Origin of the sequence: Dactylosporangium sp. NPDC051484, assembly GCF_040689395.1 — a bacterium.
Lineage (GTDB): Bacteria > Actinomycetota > Actinomycetes > Mycobacteriales > Micromonosporaceae > Dactylosporangium.
Genome location: NZ_JBFAZX010000080.1, coordinates 1 through 4430, shown reverse-complemented (window position 1 = coordinate 4430; position 4430 = coordinate 1). Strand labels below are relative to the sequence as shown.

At 66.3% G+C, this 4430-nt stretch carries 4 protein-coding genes and 3 pseudogenes; 5 read left to right on the top strand and 2 right to left on the bottom strand.

Annotated features, from left to right (window positions below; all coding sequences use genetic code 11):
* Nucleotides 1-178, bottom strand: a pseudogene (locus AB0367_RS38665) (fatty acid desaturase); the annotation flags it as partial.
* A gap of 224 nt (nt 179-402) precedes the next feature.
* Here AB0367_RS38665 and AB0367_RS38660 point away from each other — a divergent pair.
* The 3 genes from AB0367_RS38660 to AB0367_RS38650 are packed head-to-tail and all read left to right on the top strand — an operon-like array spanning nt 403 to nt 1601.
* The gene (locus AB0367_RS38660) at nt 403-837 is read left to right on the top strand and encodes a hypothetical protein (protein WP_366231491.1); all 435 of its coding nucleotides are present in this window, start codon (nt 403-405) and stop codon (nt 835-837) included.
* A gap of 60 nt (nt 838-897) precedes the next feature.
* Nucleotides 898-1095, top strand: coding sequence for a hypothetical protein (locus AB0367_RS38655; protein ID WP_366231490.1), 198 nt, complete (start codon nt 898-900; stop codon nt 1093-1095).
* A gap of 17 nt (nt 1096-1112) precedes the next feature.
* Nucleotides 1113-1601 (top strand): hypothetical protein, encoded by a 489-nt coding sequence (locus tag AB0367_RS38650; protein ID WP_366231489.1) that lies wholly within the window; start codon nt 1113-1115, stop codon nt 1599-1601.
* Nucleotides 1602-1659: 58 nt separating this feature from the next.
* Here AB0367_RS38650 and AB0367_RS38645 read toward each other — a convergent pair.
* A pseudogene (locus tag AB0367_RS38645) lies at nt 1660-1856 on the bottom strand (hypothetical protein); the annotation flags it as partial.
* Nucleotides 1857-2282: 426 nt separating this feature from the next.
* On the opposite strand from AB0367_RS38645, the gene AB0367_RS38640 reads away from it, so the two are divergent.
* A complete protein-coding gene (locus AB0367_RS38640; RefSeq protein ID WP_366231488.1) occupies nt 2283-3611 on the top strand; it encodes an IS701 family transposase in 1329 nt (442 codons plus the stop codon).
* Nucleotides 3612-3756: 145 nt separating this feature from the next.
* Nucleotides 3757-4430, top strand: a pseudogene (locus tag AB0367_RS38635) (hypothetical protein); the annotation flags it as partial.

Here is a 4430-nt window from a genome sequence, read left to right as displayed (position 1 = left end):
GTGTTGTACCGCAGCCCGAATCGTTCGCAGAGGTCGCGGACTTTCGGGGCGATCTCGGCGTAGCGGTTGCTGGGCAGGTCGGGGAAGAGGTGGTGTTCGATCTGGTGGCTGGGGTTGCCGGACATGAGGTGCCCAGCAGTTGCCGCACGTACCACTCGCCGCGGGTCTCGCCGTCGAGTTGGTCTTCGGTTTGATCAAGCTCAGCGAAGGACGGGACTCCCTGCGGGGGCCCGTCCTTCGGGACAGATAGTTGCTCGAACATCGGAGCATCGCAATCCTTGTGCGGGTGATGGAGCAGGCCGTTCGGGACGGTCTGCGCGACCACAACCCGGCGCGCGTGAGCGGGTGGCAGCACGAGTACAAGCTGGCCGAGGACGAGTTGGACGACCCGCGCTCCCTCGCGTGCCCGACTGGGAGGCGCTGGTTCGGCTCGCTGAGGCGCTCGTGGCCCGCTCGCACGGCCAGTATGCGGGGTGGGGGGAGGTGGTCGTGTTCGCCGCGTGCACCGCCGCCCGTATCGGTGAGGTGTCCGGCGTCCGGGCCGGGGACATCGACCCAGACACGTGGACGTGGACGGTGCGCCGGCAGGCCACTCCCGGGCCGGGTGGCCTGATCGACAAGGGGACGAAGGGCAAGCGGGCGCGGCGGGTGCCGATCATCCTGGAGGCGCGGGACCTGCTCACTCCGGGACTCGATGCCGCGGAGACGCCGGACACCCGGCTGTTCACCGGGCCGCGCGGTGGCCGGATCGGTACGGCGGTGCTGCGCGACGCTACGCACTGGGATGAGGTGGTGGAGGCGCTTGGGGTTCGAGCACCTACGCCGCAACGGCGCTGAGCGCCCATCTCGCGGCCCGCCGGTCCCCAGGACCAAGCCGCCTAGATCTACTAGCGAGATTTGACCAGCGCGGTGAAAGGGCCGTTGACCTGGTCTTACACCCGTCGTCAACGGCCCTTGCGCCTTGTCGGGACAGCGGACGAAGGCCTGGAAGGAGACCAGCGCCCGAACGTCGAGGCCAAACTGGCCCGCAGCGACGAAGTGACCACAGTGTTCCCGGACCGGGTGTTCGGCTTCGACGAGTTGCGGGCTGCCTGAGGCACCGTTGTCGATCTATGATTCGCGCATGGCCAGCGCCGGGCTCACGACACCGTCCGCACCGCCGTCCCCCCGTTCCCGGGCCACGACGCTCGCGTCGCTGGCTTGCCGCCGGCCTGGTCGTCGTCGTCCTGGCGGCGGGCGCCGTCGCCGTCGCTGTCGCCGGCCGGCCTCGACCGAACCGCCCTGGTGAGGCCGCCCGCCCGCCCGTCCGGCGGCCCATCGCCACTCTCACGGGTCATACTCAGGACATGCTCACGGTGGCGTTCAGCCCCGACGGCCACATCCTGGCCACCGCCTCCGGAGACGGATCGACGAAGCTGTGGAACATCGCCGATCCGGCCCACCCCGCGCCGATCGCCATCCTCACCGGCCACACCGAAGCCGTGGCTGGGGTGGTGTTCAGCCCCGACGGGCGGACCCTGGCGACCGCGGGCTGGGACGACACGGCCAAGCTGTGGAGCGTCACCGACCCCTCCCGGCCCTCGACCACCCCGTCGCGTTGATCCCGTCAACGCAATGGCCCGCCCCCGAAGGGAGCGGGCCGCCGCGGACGAGCCGAGATCACACGTCGTAGTACATGGCGCACTCCTGGGGGTCGGGCGCAGGCGCACCGCGTCGACCTCGTTGGCGCGCTTGTAGGAGATCCAGGTGTCCACCAGGTCCTGAGTGAACACGCCGCCCTCGAGCAGGAAGCCGTGGTCGTTAGTGCCCGTCACCGGGATACGGGTGCGGGCGGACCGGTTGCGCTACGCGCGGAGCGGCCCCTGGCGCCGCCGTGCGCCGCGTCAGCGGCGCCTTGATCCAGACAGAGAACGTTCAGCAAACAAACAAACTCTGCCCGCTCAAACTTGACCGGCGGTCAAGGTGAGCTACACGAGCCGAACTTGACCGATCTGGTCCCCAGGATGCCGAAAAGGGCCGACCCAAGAAGTGGATCAGCCCTCTGACCTGCGTCGGGACAGCGGGATTTGAACCCACGACCCCTTGACCCCCGGGCCATTGGGGTTGATATATATGTACGTCAGGCACGGTATGCCCATGACCAGAACGTGTTCCTAGTAGGGCAGCCGCACTTAGGTGATTTTGGCTGGTAGCCGGGTTGTGGACACCGGTGATCATGAGGGCAGCCGCCTCGCGATGATCGAGTTGTGACGCAAGAAAACCGGGAGGCGGCTGCTGCTGCCATGGTAGAGGGTGCCCTGGCGGTGGCGAACCTGGCCGAGCTGCATCGCCGGTTGCGGTCGTGTTTCCGGCGGTCGGAACCGTACGAGCAGGCGGGGAAGTACATGACGGCGCTGGTCAGTGACCTGCCGCGGAAGAACGGCTGGACCATCGCCGAGCACGCCGGGGATGCGTGCCCGGACCGTACGCAGCGGTTGCTCAACCACGCGGTCTGGGATCACGACGCGGCGATGGCAGCGATCCGCGGTTTCGTGGCCGGGCAGTTGAGCGGCCGGCCGCTGGTCGTGGCGGCGTTGGACGAGTCCGGGCAGGAGAAGGACGGTGCCGCGACGGCCGGGGTGCAGCGGCAGTACATGGGCTGCGCCGGGCGGATCGCGAACGGGGTGAACACGGTGTACTGCTCCTACGCCACCCCGGGCGGGCATGCCCTGGTCGGTGCCCGGATCTACGTGCCCGCCGACCAGCTCGCCGACCCGGATCGCCGGACCGCGCTGGGCATCGGGGAGGAGGCCACGTTCCGGTCCAAGCCGCAGCTGGCGGTGGACATCATGCAGGACATGGTCGCCGACGCCACGATGCCGGCCTGGTGCGCCGGCGACGAGGTCTACGGCCGCTCTGTCGAACTGCGCACGTTCTGCGAGGACAATGAGATCGGGTACGTGCTGCGGGTCGGCCGGGCGTTCCACACCAGCCTGGCCCAGGGAATCCGGATGCGCGCCGACGCTGTGGCGGCCACGATGCTGTCCACTCAGGACAGTTGGCAGATCCGTGCGGTACCCGGGTCCAAGGGCGAGCGACGCTACGCCTGGGCGTGGGTCGCCACCGCCAGCCCGCACCACTTCCTGTTGCTGCGCAAGCATCTGCAGACCGGGGAGGTCGCCTACCACTACTGCCACGTCCCGCCGGGCCGGCCAGTCCCGCTGATGACCCTGGTGCGGGTGGCATGCCTGCGCTGGCCGGTGGAAGAAGACTTCGAGTTCGGCAAGGACCACTTCGGCCTCGACCACTCGCAGGTCCGCCTCCACATCGCCCTGACCCGCCATCTGGTACTGGCCATGGCCGCCCTCGCGGTCTGCGCGGTCACCGCCGCACAGGCGAAAACCCGCGCCCCAGCACCGATCCTGCCGACCAGCCCGGATGACGACCCACCAGCAGACACCGGCCTGATCGCGTTCACCGTCGCGGAGATCAAACGGCTGTTCATCCTCATCACCCGCCGGCCACACACCAACGCCCACCACCTGCACTGGACCTGGTGGCGACGACGTCACCAAGCCCGAGCACGCTGGTTCCACCACCGCACCCGACTCGCCCGACAAGCCACACCATAATCACGCCGGTAAGTGCGGCTGCCCTACTAGATCCACTAAACCCACCTAATCCATACAGCGAAGGGGCGTTGACCTGGCCTAATGCCAGCGTCAACGCCCCTTCTTGCCTGTCTGGGCGGTTGCGTGGCGAGTGCATACTGTAGGAATGAGTGACGTGGTGCAGCCTGTCGAGATTGGCGAATTGACTCGTCCGCTGCATGCGAACGACACGGATGTAGAGGCTAATAACGGGAAGGGTCAGCGCAAATCCTTCCTTCCGCATCTAACGGATGCGCGTAAATGGATGACCGACCTGCTGGTAGCCATTCCAGCGGTGGGCATTCTTACCGCCGCTCTCCAGCTCTATTCCGCGTCAGATGGCGACGAAGCAACCTTCCGCTACCTTACTAAAACGCTCGATATCCAGGCTTTGCTAATCTCCTCGCTAGTGCCGATGTTCGTAGTGGGCATTATTGCTGCACCTATCGCGTACCTGACTCTTCATGTTCAACGTCCGACCCGCCAAATGCTTAGCAGATATGGTGCCGACAGGGAATTTAGCCTAAGGGTTTCCGTGTGGACCGGAACTATGCTGCTCTTGCTGCTCACGCTGGGTGTCAAATGCAATCCTGGCATGCTGGCGGTGTCGATTGTTTGCGGCGTACTTGCTGGCCGTACAATGCGTGAAAGCCGTCGATATGGCATCGGTCCGGCGCGAACATTAGTTGCGCTGATTATACCCTACTGTCTCGTGATCCTGCTGTCGTTACTTCGAGTTGTTGTCGACGAGTTGCTTGATGCTGGTCTGGACCCAGCGGACCTTGGCGAGGATCTCGTCGG